The 17723-nt window shown below is 44.2% G+C and carries 13 protein-coding genes; 5 read left to right on the forward strand and 8 right to left on the reverse strand.

Annotated elements, in window-relative coordinates; genetic code table 11:
• Nucleotides 1-58 precede the first annotated feature (58 nt).
• Nucleotides 59-802: an amino acid ABC transporter ATP-binding protein gene (locus JMX91_RS06445; protein ID WP_057761251.1), complete on the forward strand. Its 744-nt coding sequence runs from the start codon at nucleotides 59-61 to the stop codon at nucleotides 800-802.
• Nucleotides 803-915: 113 nt separating this feature from the next.
• Here the strand turns inward: JMX91_RS06445 and JMX91_RS06450 are convergent, their stop codons facing one another.
• From JMX91_RS06450 to JMX91_RS06465, 4 genes are all read right to left on the reverse strand, one after another.
• The gene (locus tag JMX91_RS06450; RefSeq protein ID WP_201548183.1) at nucleotides 916-1869 is read right to left on the reverse strand and encodes a DMT family transporter; all 954 of its coding nucleotides are present in this window, start codon (nucleotides 1867-1869) and stop codon (nucleotides 916-918) included.
• Between the two features lie 222 nt (nucleotides 1870-2091).
• The gene (locus JMX91_RS06455) at nucleotides 2092-2739 is read right to left on the reverse strand and encodes an anthranilate synthase component II (protein ID WP_201548184.1); all 648 of its coding nucleotides are present in this window, start codon (nucleotides 2737-2739) and stop codon (nucleotides 2092-2094) included.
• An 88-nt stretch (nucleotides 2740-2827) separates the two neighbouring features.
• Nucleotides 2828-4246, reverse strand: a complete 1419-nt coding sequence (locus tag JMX91_RS06460) for an anthranilate synthase component I family protein (RefSeq protein WP_201548185.1) — start codon at nucleotides 4244-4246, stop codon at nucleotides 2828-2830.
• Between the two features lie 100 nt (nucleotides 4247-4346).
• Nucleotides 4347-4622 (reverse strand): Trp family transcriptional regulator, encoded by a 276-nt coding sequence (locus tag JMX91_RS06465; RefSeq protein ID WP_114700514.1) that lies wholly within the window; start codon nucleotides 4620-4622, stop codon nucleotides 4347-4349.
• A 497-nt stretch (nucleotides 4623-5119) separates the two neighbouring features.
• On the opposite strand from JMX91_RS06465, the gene JMX91_RS06470 reads away from it, so the two are divergent.
• The 3 genes from JMX91_RS06470 (at nucleotide 5120) to JMX91_RS06480 (ending at nucleotide 11884) form a co-directional block, all read left to right on the forward strand.
• Entirely contained in the window at nucleotides 5120-7192 is a 2073-nt protein-coding gene (locus JMX91_RS06470; protein ID WP_201548186.1) for a TonB-dependent receptor domain-containing protein, read from the forward strand.
• Between the two features lie 899 nt (nucleotides 7193-8091).
• Nucleotides 8092-10389, forward strand: a complete 2298-nt coding sequence (locus JMX91_RS06475) for a FepA family TonB-dependent siderophore receptor (protein WP_201548187.1) — start codon at nucleotides 8092-8094, stop codon at nucleotides 10387-10389.
• Between the two features lie 220 nt (nucleotides 10390-10609).
• The gene (locus JMX91_RS06480) at nucleotides 10610-11884 is read left to right on the forward strand and encodes a PepSY-associated TM helix domain-containing protein (protein ID WP_413786779.1); all 1275 of its coding nucleotides are present in this window, start codon (nucleotides 10610-10612) and stop codon (nucleotides 11882-11884) included.
• Between the two features lie 99 nt (nucleotides 11885-11983).
• Here the strand turns inward: JMX91_RS06480 and JMX91_RS06485 are convergent, their stop codons facing one another.
• From JMX91_RS06485 to JMX91_RS06500, 4 genes are all read right to left on the reverse strand, one after another.
• Complete coding sequence (locus JMX91_RS06485) at nucleotides 11984-12754, reverse strand: ABC transporter ATP-binding protein (protein ID WP_201548189.1); 771 nt, start codon at nucleotides 12752-12754, stop codon at nucleotides 11984-11986.
• 76 nt (nucleotides 12755-12830) lie between these two features.
• Nucleotides 12831-13916, reverse strand: a complete 1086-nt coding sequence (locus JMX91_RS06490; protein ID WP_102090504.1) for an iron chelate uptake ABC transporter family permease subunit — start codon at nucleotides 13914-13916, stop codon at nucleotides 12831-12833.
• A gap of 93 nt (nucleotides 13917-14009) precedes the next feature.
• Nucleotides 14010-15104 (reverse strand): ABC transporter permease, encoded by a 1095-nt coding sequence (locus JMX91_RS06495; RefSeq protein WP_201548190.1) that lies wholly within the window; start codon nucleotides 15102-15104, stop codon nucleotides 14010-14012.
• 112 nt (nucleotides 15105-15216) lie between these two features.
• Nucleotides 15217-16269, reverse strand: a complete 1053-nt coding sequence (locus JMX91_RS06500) for a siderophore ABC transporter substrate-binding protein (protein WP_201548191.1) — start codon at nucleotides 16267-16269, stop codon at nucleotides 15217-15219.
• Nucleotides 16270-16755: 486 nt separating this feature from the next.
• On the opposite strand from JMX91_RS06500, the gene JMX91_RS06505 reads away from it, so the two are divergent.
• Nucleotides 16756-17715 (forward strand): energy transducer TonB, encoded by a 960-nt coding sequence (locus JMX91_RS06505; protein ID WP_201548192.1) that lies wholly within the window; start codon nucleotides 16756-16758, stop codon nucleotides 17713-17715.
• The last annotated feature ends 8 nt before the right edge of the window (nucleotides 17716-17723 follow it).

Here is a 17723-nt window from a genome sequence, read left to right on the forward strand (position 1 = left end):
CTACGTAGTAAAATAAATTATGGCTCAATAGACATGCCCTAGCACAACAGGAATTTTTATGATTAAAGTCACTAATATTCATAAAGCCTTTGGTGGCAATCAGGTGCTAAAAGGCATCGACTTGACCATTAACAAAGGTAAAGTAGTCGTAATATTAGGACCTTCAGGATCGGGTAAAACCACCTTTTTGCGTTGTTTAAATGCGCTAGAGATTCCTGATCAAGGTGTGATTGCTTTTGATGACGATAGCTTGAGCGTCGACTTTGCGACTAAGCCAAGTAAAAAAACGCTACTAGCCTTACAGCGTAAATCAGGTATGGTATTTCAGTCTTATAACTTGTTTCCACATAAGACAGCCATTGAAAACTTGATGCTTGGGCCTACGGTAGTACAGGGGCAAAGCAAAGCGCAAGCCCGTGAGCAGGCATTGGTACTACTTGAGAAAGTTGGACTGTCGGACAAAGCGGATCTCTATCCGTTCCAGTTATCTGGTGGTCAGCAGCAGCGTATTGGTATTGCCCGTGCGCTTGCTATTGAGCCGTCATTATTACTGTTTGATGAGCCAACCTCTGCACTTGATCCAGAGTTGGTACAGGATGTGCTAGAGACAATGAAGCAGCTCGCCTCTGAAGGTTGGACGATGGTCGTAGTGACTCACGAAATCAACTTTGCTCGTGACGTTGCCGATCATGTTGTACTGATTGAGGATGGTCATGTGGTCGAAGAAGGCAGTGCCAAACAGCTCTTTGAGGACTCAAAACATCCTCGTACACAGGCATTTCTGCAACGTATTGAGCAGTAACAACGTTTGTTTTTGCGTAAGTAATCAAACAAAAAAGCCCCAATCATGATGCTATGGTTGGGGCTTTTTTTATCGAAATAAATGGGACGTATCTCAAATGGACAGACAGTAAACTATGCCCTTTGTCGTTGTTTTAACCAGCGAGGTACACGAGTAGCAGTACCATTTAACACAGCATTTAATAAAGCTGCTAGCAGGATAAGCGCCACGCCCAAATACTGAATCCAAGACAAAGATTGATGCAGTAATAGCATCGCGAGTGCAATCGCAGTCAATGGCTCAAAAATCGTAAATACCGATGCACGAGTGGCGGGCAGCTTTTCCAATGCCTTCATATATAGCCCAAATGGCACGACGGTTCCCAGCAGTGACAATCCTAAAACATAGCCCCAAGTCATTAAGGGCAGACTCAATAGCTGCTCATAAGTGTTATAGGTCTCAGGTAAGAGCAGTAGTACGCCAGCACTAATGATAATGGAAGTGAAAAATACCAGAGGGGCAGGGTGAGCGTAATGCATCGCGCGCTTGCCCAGTACACCATATAACGAATAGCACATCCCTGCTGATAGACCGAGTAAAATCCCCCAGTTAACTTTTGCTTGCTCACCTAGCATCGTTAAGCCTACGCCAAACACCGCCATCAATGCTAGTAAAACTGATTTCCGAGTAATGGACTCACTCAGTAAGAATTTTGAGAACAATAAGCTAAATACGGGTGCGGTATAGAGTAAGGCAACGGCAGGGCCGGCACCAACGTAGCTTACCGCAAAAAAATAGCAGACCGACATGCCAAGGACACCTATCAACGACTGCATCGCCAAACCAAGCCACTGTTTTGGCTGTAATTTGATAAGGTGTGGCCATAGTTTTGGTAGCATGGCTAAGATGATAAAGGCTGCCGTGACGATGCGTAATATGGTTACCTGCCAACCACTAAATCCAATTTGGTTTAGGTAAGTCGAGAATATACCCAACGTGCCCCAGCAAATAGCAGCCGTAATGATTTGAATGGTGCCTAGCCATGATTGATGCGAATGGTTCGTCATTCCGTTGTCGATGTTTGCCATACTGTTTTCTTCTTACGATCTAAGTGACACAAGATGTTGTAAGATTGCTATTGATACAATCTCTCTAAGCAATACTGAAATAAGAAAAGACAACCTGATTAAAGGCTGTCTTTTGTTTGTTCTTTTGAGTCTATCACTAAAAGATAATAAGTGGCTACTAGGGTGTGTGATAAATTCAATCGACTGTCATTTAAAATAGAAGGCGTGGCTGGATAGTAGTGCTCACACCTGCAATAAAAAGTTACTCAGCAATCGCTTAGCGCCTTCAGTAGCAAATGACTCAGGGTGAAACTGTACGCCTTGGATTGGGTACTCTTTGTGCGCCAGTCCCATAACCTCGTCACCAGTCAATGCTGACTCAGCAAAGCTCAATTCAGCACGGCTGTCATTAGCGACTACCGAGGTAATCGTCAGACAGCTTGGGATGGTGTCGGCTTTTACCACCAGTGAGTGATAGCGCATGATCTCAAGCTCTTGTGGTAAGCCTTGATAGATACCTGAGTTATCATGACGAATCGATGAGACTTTGCCATGCATCGGCACACTGGCACGTACCACATCACCACCGAACACATGCGCAATGCCTTGCATACCCAAGCAGACGCCTAATAGCGGCACAGTTTTACCTAGTTTCTCGATCACCTCTGCACAGATGCCAAAGTACGCCGGATCGTCAGGAGAGCCAGGGCCAGGTGAGATAATGATTCTATCAAGATTCATCGATTCTACGTCTGCTAAGGTAATTTCGTTATTGCGTTTGACGATGACGCTGGCTTCTTTATCACTGTCTAAGGTTTGTAAAATCTCACCCACGTATTGGTAGAGATTAAAGGTAAACGAGTCGTAGTTATCGATAATTAAAACATTCATGGGTCATAAACTCTTTTGTAAAAATAGTGCTAGGTAAAATATGGTCAATTTACACAGTACTTTTGGTATGAATTACAGCTGGTACAAACTACAGCGACATAAAGCTATCTAACACGACTTTCATCGCCGACAGTTTACGCTGAATCTCTAAGTATTCATCGGCTGGGTTTGAGTCGTAAACGTTACCACCGCAAGTTTGGGCGTAGGCAGATTCGCCATTGATAAACAGACTGCGAATAGGAATGGCAAAGATACAATCCCCATTAAAATTGAACGAGCCTAATGCACCGCCGTAAGCACCGCGACCATCTGGCTCTAGCTCATTAATTACCTTAATGGCTTCTACTTTAGGTGCGCCTGATAGTGTCCCAGCAGGGAAGTTACTGGCAAGGGCACTAAACATATCTTCGTTAGGGTGCAGGATACCAACGATTTCAGAAGAAATATGCTGTACGTGCGAGAAGCGTTTGATATCCATCAAGCTACGTACTTTTACCGTACCAAATCGTGCCACACGGCCAATATCATTACGATGTAAATCGACCAACATATTGTGCTCGGCAATTTCTTTGTCATCGTTGAGCAAGGCGCGGGCAAGCTTACGATCCTCTATCACATCGGCGCCGCGCTTGGCAGTCCCTGCGAGCGGATAGGTTTCCATCTCGCCTTGGCGCAAGCGGAATAGCAGCTCAGGAGAAGCGCCAATGATGCATTGCTGGGCAAATTTCATAAAATACATGTGCGGCGATGGATTGACGGCACGCAGCTTTTCATAAATCGGCATTTTGTCACCGGCAATACGGTATTTAGATTTAAAGCCTACCTCGCACTGAAAGATACGCCCAGCGATGATGTCTTCTTTAACTTGCATGACGACATTGGCATGCTCTTCTTGGCTCATACCATTACCTAGAAATTCAACTTTAGGCGCTTCATAGCTAGGCGTTGGCTCATCGAATAGGGCTTTGATTTGCTCGATGCGGTTTTCTTGCTGAGCAGTTGGGTAATAAAAATAAAAGATTTCCCCAGTCATTTTATCTAGGGTCAATCCATCTAGATACACGCCAAACTTAAATGGTTCAAAGTCTTCACTGGCCTTTGCATTGAGGCTAGGTTCAAAGAAGTTCACGCAGTCATAACCCAAATATCCGACCAGACCACCGCTTTGATCACGAGCGATGACATGCTGCGGCGTTATGTCGCGCAGTAGCTGATAAGGGTTGTCAGTTTGATAGCAACTTGTCTCAGCGGTTTTATTGTCGGTAATCGCAAGTGTGTTGCGGTCTAAGGCAGCGATAGTTGTCACAGGGTCAAAGCCAATCGCATGGTGGCGCGATATATGGCTGTCTTCACCTAATGATTCGAGCAAATAGCAGGTATCAAACGCGCTTTCGATACGTTTGAATAATGCAAAAAAATCGATATCTTGCGTCAGTTTGATACGTTGTGGTTTGCTCGGGATATCGATAGGAGCAGGTTTGGTCTGTGTGCGAGTACTAGAGGTCATAACAAAGTCCGAAATGGTTCAAATATGTGTTGATTGATAAGTGTCGATTAATAAGTATAAGAGTTGTCAGTAAAAAGCTAGATAGTATCGTCGTTAGAGGTTAAGAGCAGTCTCTATGAGTGGCCAGTAACGCGCTGACATCATGGCTTTGCTTGGCCTTGGCACCGCGAGAGACCGTGGCGATACCAACCCCTAGCTGCTCAGAGATATCACGTTGGGTGATGCCACGATCTAGCAAGTCAAAAATGCGAATACGATTGGCGATGTCATGCTGTTCTTTATCGGTCAGCAAGGCACTGAGCAGCTTTTCGATATCTGCGCTATCAGTACAGTTGGTCAAATGTTTCACTAAGCTCTGATAAGGATCGGTAGTCATAATAGGTCATCTTAGCCAAAGAAAATAGATAGGTCGCTTGTTGAGCGATTTTTCGCTGAGAACCATCTTGTTTCAGTATTCTAGTACAGTAGTACAAGAAATACAAGTGATGAGCTAAGTTAATAGCAGGCTGCTATAGAAGTGATGATTTTAAGCCTTGCTGATACAGATTCAACTCGTGGCCAGCGGCATATTCGATAGCATATTTATAGTTAGTACTAAGCGTTGCTGCGTTCACTTGGCGTACTAAGCACTAGAATTGAGAATGTATGATATTAATTATTGCCAAATTGTTAATACTTAGTTATTATGCCTCTCATTATTTAAACGCTAATTATTATCATTAACATTAATCATGTTATTCGCACGATGAGTTAAGTGTTTTAAGGTATTTAATCTTCTGGTGGGCACTATTTTAAAGGTTGTTTGACGATAGCCCTTAAAAATAATTCTAAAAATTCTAATTTCTGACAGTAAACAAAGTGAGTAAATGTGTTATGCGCGAAGTAAAGTTATCTAGTCAATTGACAGTATTGTCTATCGGTGTCGCCGCTGTATTGTGGACGCAAGCTGCCAGCGCTGCAACGGCAGCAGATATGCCAAACACGACATTACAGACTATCACTGTAACAGCAAATAGCTCAGTACGTGACGCTGTACAAGAAGACTCTGTCTATATAGATGACTACACCCCAGCTGCACAAGCCAGCCATTTGAGCGATTTTCTGGACGTTGTACCAGGGGTGAGCGTGGGCGGTACCTCATCGGTCAACCAACGTATTCGTGTACGTGGTCTTGATGATACCAACCTAAAAGTCACGATAGATGGCGCACGTCAAGAAGGCGCGTTGTTCTACCATATGGGTGACGTCACTATTGATCCAGATCTGCTAAAACAAGCAGAAGTATCAGTGGGCAATAACTCAGTGACGCTAGGCAATGATGCCATCGGCGGTGCGGTTGCTTTTGAGACAGTCGACGCGGCAGATTTACTCAAGCCAGGTCAAAAGGTAGGTGCTAAGCTGCATACAGGTTATGCTAGCAACAATGATGAACTGCTAACTTCTGCCACTGTATATGGTGCGCCAACAGAAAATGTTGATTTACTGGCTTATTATGGCAAACGCAATGCGGATGCTGGTGAAGACGGTAAAGGCCGTAAAATCCAAACGGAAGACAGCGAAGGCGAAAACATCCTATTAAAAGCTGGTGCTTATGTCGGTAGTGATCATCATGTAGGCGCTAGCTTTAGCCGTACCGAAAACAAAGGCAAGTTCCCATTACGTCCAGATTTTCCTGCTGGTGGCTGGAACCCGATCATCCCGCAGGAAGTCAAACGCGATACCTATGCGCTTGACTATGCTTACAACCCTGCCAACCAATTGGTCAATGTAGACGCCAATGTATATCAGACCAGCACGCAGATTTTGCGTAACTCTGATGGTGCACCTGGGTTTGAGTTTGATGCAGAAGTCCAAACCACAGGCGCAAAAGTACAAAACACCAGTATCGTTGATAGCAGTATCATCAACGGTGTGCCAGGGGTTCATAAGTTCATCGCTGGAGTTGAGCATTACAAAAAAGAATCTGAGATGACACGTGACTTTGGTAATGCGAGCACCGATGAAGCAACTAATACCTCAGTGTATCTAGAAGACCAATGGCAAATGGGTAAGCTTAGCTTAACGCCAGGCGTCCGTTATGACCGTTATGAGTCTCCAGAGTATGTATCTGCTGGCAAGACTTATGACAATGTCGTTGGCGCACTAGCTGCTAGCTATGAGATTGCACCGCGTACCCAGCTATTTGCAAGCTATACGCAGTTATTTAATGGTCCAGATCTTAGCCAAACTATCTTTAACACCGATGGCGCTGATACGTATGTGAACAACGATCTAAAAGCAGAAGAAGGTGACAATGCAGAAGTCGGTATTGCTACAACGCTGCGTGGTCTGACAGTGGCTGATGACTCTTTAAAATTAAGTGCTAAATACTTTGAAACCAATATCGAAAACTATATTGAGTTTGTACGTGCAGGTAATGGTAGAGTTGGTTTAGATTGTGCGACTGGACAGTTAAACGGTAGCTGCCAAGGTGTCATTAATAATGACGAAGATTTCAAAATCAAAGGTGTAGAGCTATCAGCTGATTATCGCGCAGATAACTTCAACATGGGTCTAAGCTATGCTCGTGCGCGTAGCAAAGGCGAAGATACGGGTTACAATATCTCTTCTGTCAGTGGTAGTGGCTCTGAGTCTGGCGATAAGTACATGGTCAACTTGGGTTACGCTCCAACCAACACTACCGAGCTTGGCTGGCGCAGTACTTATGTCGCCGATGTGACACCGAATACCGCTGATGATGACAACGAAAAACCAGGCTATGACGTACACGATATCTTTATGACTTACACGCCAACTCAAATCGAAGGTTTAAAAGCTACACTAGGTGTATACAACATCTTTGATGAGACTTATGCAAGCCATGCGTCACGTAACTCTATTGATGATGACTATACTGATTTTGAAATGGGACGTAATATCAAAACGTCTTTGACTTATCAGTTCTAATCTAGCTTATCGAATTTAAGTCTAATCGTACTTATAAAGTCAGCTGTCTTACATGGTAGCTGGCTTTTTTTACGAGATTTTTGAGAGTGCGATTTATCTAAGAGTAGATGTTAAGTTGCTCGTTTGGTAGAAGGTGAGGCTACCGTATAAATAGCATGTGAGTTAAATCGTATGCGAGTCGTATGCGAGCACTATGCCAATACTCTAAACAACAGCGAGCTATCATCGAAGCTCATTTATATCTTTCAAATTATCAGGAAATAATTGTGAGTGAATACGGGCATAGAGTAAGTAAACGTCGAAATTCTGAATCTGACGCATAATGTTTCTAACTGGCCGAATTATCATATTGGATATATCGACAAGTTTTGACAGTGTAGTGCTTATACAATTGAAACTATTAGGCATTTCTATAGATATATTGAGCATTAATTAAACCGTTAACTAAACCGAATATAATAATGCAAACATTAATGATAATTATTATCATTAATGTTTGCATTATTATATGTATCTTGCTAAAGTGTGTTTCGTTCATTACAGAACAGTTAATGGCTCTTTGCTTTATTCTATTTATAGAGACTTTTTTACGTTAAATATTTAATTCGTTGGCTAATGATAGTTACAGCGTCATCAAACTTTTAACCCTACTTAGTAGATACCCTTATTCGTTTACTCTCAATAGCTAAGCCTCTTGGCGATATTTTAGTCATGTTTTTATAACACATATATTTACGGACACGTCTATCCGACAATCGTATGTCAATTTTAGACGTTTATTTATGTGTACTTGCACCGAGAATGCATCCGAAGCATCGCATAAAAAATGGCTAAAACCATTCACTGACGATGAGATAAACAGGTATTAACGAAATTGTGCGCTTCAAGGAATATTACTTATGTCAAACCAATCAGGTTGCTCTGATTTCTCAGTCATCACTTCTCCAAAAAAACTTCAACGCGTCGTGACTGGTAAGCTTTTACTAAGTATCGCTGTGACTTCTATTCTTAGTAGTACAGCCGTTGCTGCAGACAGTGATGACAATATGATACAGGGAGCAAGTGGGCAGGAAGCTGTGCCTACAGCTACATTGGATACAATTGTGGTGCGGGCAGCAAGGGACGAGCTAGAACAAGCAGCTGGGCTGTCTATTATTAGTGAAGAAGCCATCGAAAAAGCATCAGTTTCTAATGATATCTCGGAAATTGTACGTAAGATGCCAGGTGTGAATTTGTCGGGTTCATCAACGTCAGGTCAGCGTGGTAACCAACGTCAAATTGATTTGCGTGGTATGGGGCCAAACAATACACTTATCTTAATTGACGGTCGTCCTGTCACTTCTCGCAATTCCTCACGACCTAGTCGTGGGAGTGAGCAAGACACGCGTGGTGACTCGCAGTGGGTACCACCAGGTGCTATCGAAAGCATCGAAGTATTGCGTGGTCCAGCAGCTGCCCGTTATGGCTCTGGTAGTATGGGCGGCGTGGTAAATATCATTACTAAGAGCCCGACTGAGCCAGAATTTTCTATCAGTGGTCACTATGAGGCACCAGAGAGCGATCTAGAAGGCAGTAGCTGGCGTACCAATATCAATATGGCAGGTGCATTGACGGATAAACTGTCCTCTCGTACCACTCTTGGATATCATAATAGTGAAGCAGATGACCCGTACATAAATGCAGCAGAAGCGCTAGATGACTCAGTAGCAGCAGGTACTGAAGGTGTCGAAAATATCGATGTGCGCCAAGTATTTGAGTACGCGATGGATGCGATAAATACTGTCGGTTTTGAAGTGAACTATAGCCGTCAAGAAAACCGCTGGGCGGGTGACTCGCTGTTCCAATCAGTGAATGAAACGTTGATAGACGAATTAGACGGCGAAACAACGAGCAAAATGCAACGCTATGGCGCGGCGATCACGCACCGAGGTGAGTATGATGACGCTAGTAGTAACAGTTTTGTAGAGTATACTCGGACAGTTAATGAGCGCTTGGGTGAAGGTAGTGCGGGTGGTGGCGAAGGACAGATTGTCCTACCTGACGACGGCGAGGAGTTTGAGTGGACAGAGGCGACTTACGATACGCTGAATGCTAAATCAGAATGGGATATTTACTTTGATCGTCATACCTTGACTGCTGGTGCAGAGTTCCGCGGCGAAAAGCTAGATAACCCTGTGGTATCTGATTTGGCATTTGCAGAGGGTTTTGATTTTGGTGATGTAGAAACCGATCCTGAACAGCGTGATCCAACCTCTGATGCCTACCTGATCGGTGCTTATTTAGAAGATAACTACGAGATCACACCTGACTGGTATGTGACTCCAGGTCTACGCTTCGACTATCATAGCGAGGCTGGTAGTAATTGGTCGCCTAGTATCAATACTACTTGGCACTTTAGTCCTGATTGGTCAGTGAAAGGCGGCGTCAGTCGTGCGTTTAAAGCCCCTTCATTATATCAGCTTGATCCAAACTATATTTACTATACTGGTGGCAATGGTTGTCCATCTTGGGTACCTGCTGATGAAAGAGGTTGCCATGTATTAGGGAACCCTGACCTAGAAAATGAGACATCTTGGAATAAAGAGATCACCTTTACTTATGATGATGGCACTGGACTGAATGCAGGCTTGACTTATTACCATAATGCCTATGATAACCGTATTGGTGCTGGTACGGATCGAGTGGCGGTAGATACAGCGACAAATCGTTCTATCTTTCAATGGGACAATCAAGGTGAAGCAATTGTCGAAGGTTTAGAAGGTTTTGTACAAGTACCAGTCACTGACAATGTTTCGTGGTCTACCAATATCACCAGTAACATCCGCTCAGAGCGAAAAGACAATGGCGAGCCATTATCACTCATTCCTAAGTTCACTGTGAACACGGGTGTGGATTGGGATATTACGCCTCGCTGGAATGCCGACTTTGATGTGAGCTACTACGGCACGATTGAAGCCCCTACGATTTCAGTTACGACTGGAGAAGATAGTGGTGACCCGTTGCTTGATCGCGAACCGTATGCCATTGCCAATGTGAGCACTCGTTATGATCTGACAAAAGCGATTACTGTTGGTGCTGGTATCAAAAACTTATTTGATGAGGGTGTTTATCGTGAGGGTACCGCTACGAACGCAGGTGCACGTACGTTCAATGAACCTGGTCGTACTTATGTGTTCGACGTTAGCGTTGATTTTTAGGAGGTAGACACAGGGTTTGTTAAATTAGAAAAGGGTCTGAGCTATTTGCTTAGACCTTTTGTGTTGTTAGGACAGGTTCTTATTTTCAAAATAAGCCCATGCCCCCGTAAATATTTTTAATGATTCAATAACTTACTATCACAATATAACAGCAGATTTATTTATGTCATTTAATTTTCGCTATAGCTGTCTTTGGATTCACCGTTATACTGGGCTTGCCATGGCAGCTTTTTTAATTATCACTGGTATTACTGGCACATTATTGGCATTTCATGACGAGCTAGACGATGTCTTCAACCATAAACTGGCTCAGGTTGAGAAGCAAAACGCATCACATCTGCCTATTGCAGAGCTTCATGATAAGGTCATCAGTGCGTACCCTCAATATGCTTTTTCTAGCATGCCAACCTCGATAGCAGCAGAGAGGTCGGCTGTATTTTCGGTGGATAGAGCACGAGGAAAATCCGCCCAAAACCAACCAAAAGCACCGTTTCAACAAGTTTATGTCCACCCTTATACTGGCGATATCATTGGTACTCGTGATAGAGATGAGTGGGCATGGCACAACACCATGTGGAAAGTGTTTTGGCTACATCGCGATTTATTACTGGGTGATATTGGGAAATTGCTATTAGGGATTGTCGCGCTCGTGTGGACGATTAATTGCTTTATTGGCTTTTACTTAACGTTTCCTAGAGCGATTAAGAAAAAAGCACAGAACCAAACCTCGCCTAAAAAACGTGCCTCCTTTTTTAAACGTTGGTTACCAGCGTGGAAAATTCGTACCAAAAGTAATATGTTTAAGTTGAATTATGATCTACACCATGCCTTTGGGTTATGGCTTTGGGGGATCTTGTTTGTCATCGCGTGGTCGAGTGTTGGTTTTAACCTAAGAGAGGTCTATCAACCTGTGATGCACGCTGTCGTAGGACTTGAGGGAAGAGGTGAAAGACAGGAGAACTCAAGAAAACCACCTGGAAAAGCGGAGCAGATGTCTGGTGCAGAAACAGCGGCTAGAGTTGAAGCTGTAAGCAATGAAGTTATCGATGTCGAAGCTGTTGATGTGGTCAACAAAGCCAATAGCATTGCTTATTTAAGTAAGCAGGCAAACACCGCTGCCCAAAGCAAGGGTATGCTAGTACGAGAGTTTTTAGGCATACGTTGGATTGAGGACGAGGGCCAATGGCAGCTGCGCTTTAAGACAGATAAGGATATTGGTAAAAAAGGCGGTGCATCATCCATCACGGTTAATGCAAAAACAGGTAGCGTTGAACAGGTGAACTTTGGCTATCAAAACTCATCATTTGGCAGTAAGACTAACAATTGGTTGTTGACCCTACATATGGGTCATATTGGCCATGGCATCGGCCACTTACTGTATCAAATGTTTTTAGCATTGGTAGGTTTGGCTGTGACAGTGTTGTCCATTACGGGCGTCTATCTATGGTGGAAAGGTCGACAGCAGCGACTTAAAGCAGCGCAAAAACTTAAATAGATATTAAGACATAAAACTAATGTGCTCAATATAGTGCTAGTACCAATGTACTGGCATTATATTAAGTTTTTTATTGCGTACTTGAATACGGTTTAGTCACTAAACCGTATCAACAATCACTGGACGGCCCTGATGACTTAGGACAGTGACATCGACGTTGTATAAATCTTTCATCGTCTCTTTGGTAATAACATCAGCAGGACGACCAACAGCCGTCACTTCTCCTGCTTTCATCGTAACCACTGTATCTGCAAACTGTGCCGCTTGGTTGATGTCATGCAGGACTATTACCACGGTTTTTTGCTGATTATGGCTAAGCTGACGTAGCTCACGCATGAGGCGACCAGCATGATACATATCTAAGTTGTTCAGTGGCTCATCGAGCAATAGATAGGGCGTATCCTGGCAGACAATCATAGCAATCAGCACGCGTTGACGCTGTCCGCCTGATAGCGTTGACAAGAAGCGCTCGGCAAGTGGCTCAAGCTCAAAGCGTTCGAGGATTTCCTGTACTTTTTGCTGATCGTCAGCGGTCGGTTGTCCTTGATGATAGGGATAACGACCAAACATCAGTAGCTCATGTACGCGCAGTCGTCCTTGTACATGATTGTCTTGTCCGAGCATAGCGACAGTTTTGGCCAGTGTGCGCGCCTGACAGCTGACAATATCACGCTCTTCATTATCTACAGAGAAGCTCACCTGCCCAGATTGTAGCGGCTGCAAGCGAGCCATGACAGAAAACAACGTAGACTTCCCAGCGCCATTAGGCCCAATCAAAGCAATCACCTGCGCCGTTGGTAGGGACAACGTAATGTCATGCAAGATTTTTTGTTTGCCAATATGGTGAGAGATATTATTCAGTTTAATCATAGTCAGTCTTATTTAAAAAGTCTTAGGGTTTTCTCTATCAACAGAATCAGCTAAATAAACAATGTCGGCTAAGTAATCATAAAGAACGACGTTGAGACATAAATATCAATGCTAAGAACATCAATCCGCCCGCTAGCTCTATCACCACTGACAATACGCCTGCCATATCTAGCACTTGCTCAAAGATAGTCTGACCCAGTACTAAGCAAATCATAGCGACCAAGCTGACCAATATCAGCCGCTCAGTGTGATACATATGTCGCGCGATACGATTGGTCAATGCGCAAACCAATAGACCAAAGAAAGTCACTGGACCGACCAGGGCGGTGGCCGTGGCAACCAGTACAGCGATGACAGTTAATAGACCAAATGCTAGACGCTGATAGTTGATACCAAGGTTGACGGCCTGTGCTTGTCCGAGCATCAACACATCGCATTGGTAACGCCAGCGCCACACAAATATCGCAGTGATGGCACAGATAAATAAGCTGATACCTAGTAGCTGAGGGTTGACTGTATTAAACTGCGCGTAGCTAGCGGACTGTACGACCACAAAATCATCAGGGTTTATCAGCCGTGCAATGAGTGCTGATAAACTGCGAAACAACACGCCAAAAATAACACCCACCAATATTAGCCGCGTCAGATCCTGACTGCTTTTAGAAAATAATAACTTAAATAATAATAAAGATGCCCCAAACATCAGGACAATCTCTAGCGTGAACTTGGCAATAGGATCGAGACTGGTAAAGCTAATCGCACCTAAAAAGAAAACCAGTAAGCTCTGCAACAGAACATAGAGTGAATCAAACCCGAGTAGGGAGGGCGTTAGAATTGGATTGTGAGTCAACGTCTGAAACAGCAACGTCGACACGCCAATCGCATAGCCAACCACCATCAGTGCTAGCAGTTTTTTGCCGCGTAATGGTAGCGCAAAGTCCCAATAGCCATTGACATTGAGTGTCATAAACAAGGTCATCGAGATAAGTAGAATAATAGCTGCTATGGATTTTGGATGGGCAGCTATCCATGTCCAAAGCTTTGCCAACTGACTTTGGGCAGCGGCTGAATACTGACCATCTGCTGAAGATGAGTTATCTATCGCTGTGCTGGTTTTGGTAGCATCAGTCTTGGTAGAAGTAAGCTTAGTTGATGAGAACATACAAAAATCCTATGGTGCCAAGCTTATCTAGTAATAAAAAATGAGCGATGGTCATCCATCTTTTAAGGCGTTGAACACTGAGTATTAAATCCGCTATCTCTCAGATGGCGCACGTAATAACAACCACAAAAACAGCACTGTACCGACCACGCCAAAGACAGTGGCAACAGGCACTTCGAATGGATAGCGAATTGAGCGACCGATAATATCGCATAGCAATACTGCCGAAGCGCCGAGTAGCGCGACTGCGGGCAAGCTACGCCGCAACTTATCTCCCATTAGACGGCTCACAATATTTGGCACGACCAGCCCGATAAAAGGAATCATACCGACCGTCACGACCACGACGGCACTCATCATGGCCACCATACCGACGCCAATCCACGTGACTTGGCGCTTACTAATACCCAAGTTCAAGGCGATATTGTCACCCAGACCGACGATGGTCAACTTGTCAGCAATAATATAAGCTAGCACACACAGCGCGCCCGTGAGCCACAACAGCTCATAGCGCCCGGCTAGTACGCCTGAGAAATCCCCAAACTGCCACACGCTCAGCATCTGTAGCGACTCAGTTTGATAGGCGATAAAGGTAGTAACTGCTTCGATAATGCCGCCGAAGACAATACCAATCAGTGGAACCATCAAAAAATCAGTTGGCGGAATACGATGAATCAATAGCATAAAGAGCATCATGCCGAATACGGCGGCGATGGTCGCTACGCTCATCTTCACAATGAGCGCACTGGCAGGGAACAGCAGACTGACCACTAGCAAACCGAGCGCGGCACTCTGAGTTGCGCCGACCATTGACGGCTCTACAAAGCGATTTTTGAGCACCACTTGGATGATCATTCCCGCCACCGCCATTGCAATGCCAGTCAGAATAATCGCAACGGTACGCGGGATACGGCTAACCAATAACAATGAGCTGTCGGAGTTGGCACTCTGGGTCAGCAGGCTCTGCAAGATACCTGACCACGAAAAGTCAGCCACACCAATAGATAAGCTCAATAACACCAAAAGCCCCATGATAATGAGGCTTGCGGTGTTGATTAACCACGGTGGTATGGCGGCACGTCGATATTTCGAGCCTAAAGTATGGCTAGCGCTTCCTTGCCAATTTGATACTGGCAAAGAAGCGTTAGGTTTGAGCCTAGCACGAGCACGGTGTGAAAATAACGACATAATCTTTATTGGCTTAAAAATGAGCAGTGATAACGGTAGTAATAGCTGCCTACGTTGTGTGAAATTATTTACGCAACGACCTAGTAGGGCGCTTATTCAACAATAAGCATAGTTACTTAGCGTTAGCAAAGGCATCTTTAATCGTTGTGAGATCCTGCATCCATTGGTAATAGCCACCAAACGCTAGGTAAGAGTCTGGGCTCAGATAAACCACTTGCTGCTTGCTCCACGCATTGGTCTGCGCGACCAGCGGATTTTCCAATACGGCTTTGGCACCAATACCATCTTCACCAATTGCGGCGCTGCGATCGATAACAAACAACCAGTCTGGGTTGGCTTTTTGGATATATTCAAAAGAGACCGGCTGTCCATGAGGGGCATCGGCAATTTGCTTATCTGCCATTGGTACATCTAGCACCGTATGGATAAACCCGTAACGAGATTTGTCGCCATATGCTGACATTTTATTGCCATTGACCATAACGACCAGACCAGTACCTTTGTTTTCTTCGGTGAGGCTATTGGTCTCGTCGATGAGGTCATCGATATTCTGTTGTAGCTTAGCTGCTTGATCGCTTTTACCAAACAATGCACCTAGATCATGCAGGCGCTGCTTGCTTGACTCATAGATATTGGCTGTATCAATACTCATGTCCAATGTCGGCGCGATACTTGATAGCTCGTCGTATTTTTCTGCCATGCGTGAACCGACCAAAATAGCTTGCGGCTGCATTGCATTTAACGCTTCAAGATCCGGCTCAAACACAGTACCTACCGATTTTGGATCAGGTTGCGTCTCTGAGTGTAGATTCTTTAGTAATAAACCACCAGGCATACCATCGACTGCCACATCTAGCGCGGCCAAGTCTTGCATCAACGTCATATCATAAACGACAAGTGGCGATGGGTTCATAGCGAGCTCAACATCACCTTTTACAGTATTGACCATGATTTTCTCAGCAGATACAGCGTCGTTATTAGCAACGTTCTGTGATTCATCAGCCGTTGGGTTTTCGGTTTTGGCGTCTGCTGGCTCAGAATCATTAGATTCAGGCGAGCTACATCCTGCCACTACCGTAGCTAACAACGCTGTCATGGCAGCAGTCAATAATGGACGTTTGAAAAAAGAGGCGGTAGGTCTGCTAGATAATAAAGATGTCGGCATAATGAACTCGGTCTATCAAAAAATGTTTAAGCAATTGTCTAAAATAATTGCAAATGAATGACGCTAAAAATATTAAGTCTGAACGATGCTTGAAATAAAAAGCATAAAATAAATAGTCTACTTAGTACCAATTACTAACTTTTTATACGAATAGTTTTTATAAAAATAGTATGGGTAGACAATACAGCGGTTATAATAAAGTAGTTGAGACTCATTATCAATATAAATGATAATGGTTTTTATTAACAGTGCTTGTTATATTAAACGCAACGTATCATTTGATGAAAAGATAAGGTTCATAGTAGTGAGGTATAAAAGTAGGTAACGTTCATAGAAATAAGCGTTCTGATAAGTAAGGCTACTAAGCAATGTCACGTGTCAGAGATGTATTAAATAGCGAAAATATTGTAAATTATTATTGATAATAATTATCGTTTGCATTATTATCTACGCCATTCTACTCTGAGTAATAAACATTAGGCTTTTATGAGTTCAACGGATTTAGACGCGCCACCACTTAAGTCGTTATTGCTAGCTATTGTTGCAGTACTAGGACTCCATGTGCTTGCCGCAATTGCACTAGTGGCAATAAAAACGCCTGAACTCAAACCTGAGCCAAAAAAAGAGATGTCACCACTTGAGATAAAGTTTGTGTCATTACCGGCAAAAACGGTCTCAACTGAAGTAGAAAAGCAAACAGTCACAGCCAAAAAAGAAGTACAGCCTGAGGTGCAAGTTCAGCCAGCGCCGCAACCTGAACCAAAGCCTAAAGAGCCGGTTAAACAACCAACAGAGACACCCGTAAAACCAAAAGAGCCTGTTGTAAAAAATACAGAGCCGAAAGTGACGCCTGTGATAGCGTCAGAAAAGCCTCGTCCTGATACCAGTCAAAAAGTAGCCCCAAAAGAGCCGCTACCGAAACCAAAGGTTGATAACTCAGCAGCTGAAGCACAACGTCAAGCAGCTGCCCAAGCTGAATCAGAGCGACAAGCCAAAAAGTCTGAGCAAGAGGCACAAGCTAGGGCAGAGCAAGAAGCCAAAAGGGTTGCTGATGCCAAAGCTGCCGCTCAAGCGAAGGCTGCCGCAGAGGCCGCCGCTGCACAAGCAAGAGCTGAGGCAGAAGCAGCAGCTGCTTTAGCACAGAGTAATGAGCCTGTGAGCTTTACTGCTAGCTCAGCCAACTGGGCATCTGCGCCAAACTTTAGTTTCCCTGAGCGCGCCGCACGTAGAGCTCGTTCTGGTGATACGCTCAACGTTGTCTTAGTATTACGAGTCAACAAACAAGGCGGCATCGATAACGTGCGAGTTGCTCAATCATCAGGTAATCCGCTACTAGACAAAGAAGCCCGACGTCAAGTGCGATCTGGCAAGTTCAAACCCTTTACTAAGAATGGCGTACCCGTGGTAGGTGATGTAACTCTACCGATCAGTTACGCGGTTCCTTGATAGTTCAT

The organism is Psychrobacter sp. Pi2-1 (assembly GCF_904846645.1).
Taxonomy (GTDB): Bacteria; Pseudomonadota; Gammaproteobacteria; order Pseudomonadales; family Moraxellaceae; genus Psychrobacter.